Genomic DNA, 4,107 nt, shown 5'->3' on the forward strand with positions numbered 1-4,107 from the left:
TCCGAGCCCAGTCCACCAGCTTCCTCTATAGGGTCCCTGCTCAACCAGCGGCCGGAGGTGGGACCGTATGCGCGGTATTCGTACAGGACCAGACCGGTGAAGTCTTCGGTACGCTTCGTGGAGAAGCGGAAGGGATTCGACCGGGCCGCAGGGCCGCTCAGACGCAAGGGCTCGCCAAAAGGACCGTATTCGTACCGGGCGGTTTCAGAGCCCGTGGACGCCGAAACCAGGTTCCACACATTCCCGTTGCCGTCGTAGCACACAAAATGCGTGCCAGAAGCGGCACCGCCGGCTACCCGAACCCAGAGCAGACCGCCCACACCACCGGCGCCGTCCAGGCTGCCAGAGAGATCAAGGCCCCACACGTAGCTGCGCACCGGGGCGTTGTTCGTCGCATTCAACTCCGCCACGTGCCGGCCGAAGAGCTCAGGATCGCTCACGAACTTCAGGTCCTCCACCACCTGCCACGCACCGTTGGTGAGGATGTACGCCGTCTGCCGTAGCCGCCGACCCCGGGCGTCGTACTTCCACTCCACTCGACGGAAGCTCGAGGATGGACCCGCCACGCTCATGACCCTCGTCAGCCGGTTCTCAGCATCCCAATAGTACATCCACCTCCCGTCCCGGACAAGGTTCCCGTCCAGATCGTGGATCAGCAGTTCAGGTGTCCGCGCCACAAAGGCCGATCGGGTCTCCGACTGCACCCGGTCCGGCTGGTTCCGCACCACGCGCAGGTTCGTGATCACCGCCCAGACCGATCCCGTCGCATTGTTCACCTGCGCCTCACCGTACCAGTAGCGACCCTGCTCGACCGCCCACTTCGCGACTCATGGCGCCGATACCCGAGAAGGCGCCAATGACCGCGGTCCCACAGACGCACCACTATGGCCCCCATGCTCCACCGCACGTCTCTGCAATGGACCCGCCTGCCAGCAGGCGTCTTCGCGCCCGGAGCAAAGGCGCGATTGTCCGCGCAGCCGGAGACTTCGTATATGCTCCGAGGACATCTTCCCATGCAGACACGAGGCGCAGTGGGTGCAGGCCCAGTCACTATCGGGGCGGGGCCCACCCTTCCATGGCCGTGCCGTCACAGTACACCATTCTTCTGACTGCACATCGCCTGCGGTTGCCAGTTTGTCAGCCCTGACGAGCCCTTCGTGCGTGCATCCTGTCCATGCCCGTCGAATTCGCTTCCACACGCGTGCAAAGACTCAGCCGGGTCGCTCACCTCGCAGCCATGTCATCTGACATCGTGCCAGCAGACCGGCGGTAGACTCCCCCACCTCCGACGTCGCCGCAAAGCAGCGTTTGCCAGCCCGCAACTGCACCAGGCCACTCTATGAGCTTGCCCGTGCGCTCCGTATCCTTCGGCCCTTGATCCATCGGCATCCATGCACAATGCCAACCAGAACTATAACGGGAAACATCACGTTCGCCGCAATGCACAGATATCCTTTCACACCGTGCTGGACAAAGTCAGTCCACCGACCATTCTCCTTCACCCATATCACCAACGGAATCGGAAACCCTTGAACCTTTACATGGTCGGCAAGCTGGTAACGCGCCATAACCCCGAACGCCGTCCCCAGCGCCACGGAGACGATGACGCCCACGGCAAGAAGCAGTAATGAACCTTTCGAATCAGTTGCCCGTGACCATCGAGCCCACGTATAGACAACCGCCGCCGACAATACTAGGATAGCTATTGCTGTAAGGCCAGCGACCACTTTCTCATTTACTTTTGGCGTCTCACGTAACGTGGCTCCAACGCTTTTACGCTCCAGTCAGCGACACTTTAGTCCGCAGTCTTCAGCAGCCTGATAGGCCCAGTCAGTACAGACGTACCACGGGTAGGAGTAGCGGCGATCCGGTATTCTTGCCATAATACACTCCCGAATCTCGGTATCAGTGGCACTCTTGCCAGTCTTCCCATGCCCAGCCGCGGGACCATGCTTCAACGGGCGGTCAGCCTTCTGACACGTCACGCAGTGAGTCGCCCCGAAGTGCCTCTCCTCTGTTGCCTCTATGCCTCCGCTAAAGCCCCAGCCCCACACAAAGGGAGGCCCTTCAGCAGGCGGCGTTGGGTAGCGCACATACTGAATGAATGTGTGCTCCCCACCACAGCAGTTTGCAACCTTGCCTACAATATCGTTAACCCCATCCACGGCCACCGGCCGGGTGCATATGGCGAAACCTTCCGGATACTGTGGCTCCGGTGGCCGTGGTGTCGGCGGGGGCTTAGGCGTGCCTGGCATGTCAGGGTACCCAGGCCACAACAACCCGTGTGCATCGATCCCATTGACAGGCTCGTTTCCAAGGAATGCGAGGAGGCTTGCTCCGCCCCGTTCCCCAATCGGATCCCGGCTCAGCCAGCGGCCGGAGGTGGGACTGTAGGCGCGGTATTCGTAGAGCACCAGGCCCCTAAAGTCTTCGGTGCGCTTGGTGCTCATCTGGAACGGATTCGACCGGGCTGCCGGGCCGCTCAGGCGCAGGGGTTCACCAAAGGGACCGTATTCGTACCGGGCGGTTTCGGTGCCCGTGCTCGCAGAAACCAGGTTCCACACATTCCCGTTGCCGTCGTGGGTGACGAAGTGCGTGCCTGCCGCAGGGCCGGTGGCAGCCCGAACCCAGAGAAGACCACCCACACCACCCGCGGCGTCGAGAGTTTCGGACAGGTCCAAGCCCCAGGTGTACGCGCGCACCGGGGCGTTGTTCGTCGCATTCAGTTCGGCGATGTGACGGCCGAACAACTCAGGATCGCTCACCAATTTCAGGTCCTCCACCACCTGCCAGACTCCGTTGGTCAAGACGTACGATGTCTGCCGCACCCGCCGACCCCAAGAGTCGTACTCCCACTCCACCCGACGCCAACTGCCCCGGTCTGTCGCGCCGTAGCTCATGACCCTCGTCAGCCAGTTCTGCCGGCTCCGCGTGTAGGCCTACAACCGGTCATCCCTCAGATCTCCATCCACATCGTACGCGATTGCAGTCCAACCTCTGCCCACAAGCAAGTTGGCCATGACAGTCCTCCGCCTCCTGGCCGAGACCGCGAGCCCGCTCCACAGCGGCTCCCCGCTTCGCCTCAGGCTCGCTCCTCCATGCTGGCTTCTCATGTGCGCCTCAGGCATCATGGTTCATCCACACCGCGAGTTTCACTCTATCCTCACGTCCCGTCCGTCCGAATCAGGATAGCCGCCGGGCAGCGCAACTGACCGATGTCCGTTCTCAAAAGGGCCCTGCCTGCTCTCGCCCCGGCCCGACACAACACACATGTTTTCGGCCATATGGGAAACCAGCAGCGCCGAGTCACTCACCGATCCTTAGAGGTTTCAAGACGGTTATGCGAATACCCCCATCGGATTCTGCATACCAAATCGATACGCCGGCGATTGTCGCAGGAATCACCCATTGCTGATGCCCCTCAGCCGTGATACCTCCTTTCCGAGGAGGGCCATACGCTCGCGTTAAATACTCGTTTACCTGTTTAAACGTTAAGTCCGCAGTGTAAAGTACTGTTCCAAAACGATCGCGTTTTATAATCCAGCGCGCGGGAGCAGTTGCCGGAGTTTCTGACACGGCCGGATTGCCGCCCCATCGCTTGATCTCAGACACCAAGACCTCGTGCAGGCGGCCAGTCACGCCACCAGTCTTGCAACCGGCAACTAGTAGAACAAAACAAACGAAGAGGGCCAAAGCGCATGTGTTCATTGTCACCCTCGTTACTTCCCGCCATACACTGATTCGATGGCTTTTCTGGCTTCTTTTTCGCAGTCCGAATCAGGGCTGGTCATGCACACGCACTGGATCATGTCCTCAATACTCTTCTTCTTGGCTGCCTCGTACATGCACGTGCAGATAGCGTTAAGCGAGGATGGAAGTTTGCAGGGGTCCTTTGGACATTTCCCGTCTTCGTAATCCTCGACTGCCTCCTTAACTTTCTCAGCCATCTCCTTTACCCAGTCCCAATACGACTTCGTCTCTGCATCCGTCAGTCCAAGCCGGTCAGACTGATTAACCGGATTGTTTCGGATGAAGGCGTCCAGGCTTGACGCAGGCGATTCGACGATCCAACCAACTTGACGAAGCAGTTCAAACCCCACTTCCCCA

The 4,107-nt window shown here is 60.1% G+C and carries 3 protein-coding genes; all 3 read right to left on the bottom strand.

Going from position 1 to position 4,107, the window contains the following annotated elements; translation table 11 throughout:
• A partial coding sequence (locus ACPDIX_RS14875; protein ID WP_423432590.1) for an RHS repeat-associated core domain-containing protein occupies positions 1-776 on the bottom strand: 776 nt, incomplete at its 3' end.
• Between the two features lie 1,008 nt (positions 777-1,784).
• A complete protein-coding gene (locus tag ACPDIX_RS14880) occupies positions 1,785-2,900 on the bottom strand; it encodes an RHS repeat-associated core domain-containing protein (RefSeq protein ID WP_423432591.1) in 1,116 nt (371 codons plus the stop codon).
• An 819-nt stretch (positions 2,901-3,719) separates the two neighbouring features.
• On the bottom strand, positions 3,720-4,107 hold a 388-nt coding region (locus tag ACPDIX_RS14885), incomplete at its 5' end, for a hypothetical protein (RefSeq protein ID WP_423432592.1).

This window comes from Limisphaera sp. 4302-co (genome assembly GCF_049537155.1).
GTDB lineage: Bacteria > Verrucomicrobiota > Verrucomicrobiia > Limisphaerales > Limisphaeraceae > Limisphaera.

Excerpts from the sequence above, each read along its gene's own strand:
- ACPDIX_RS14880 (WP_423432591.1), bottom strand. The coding sequence starts at position 2,900 with ATGAGCTACGGCGCGACAGACCGGGGCAGTTGGCGTCGGGTGGAGTGG.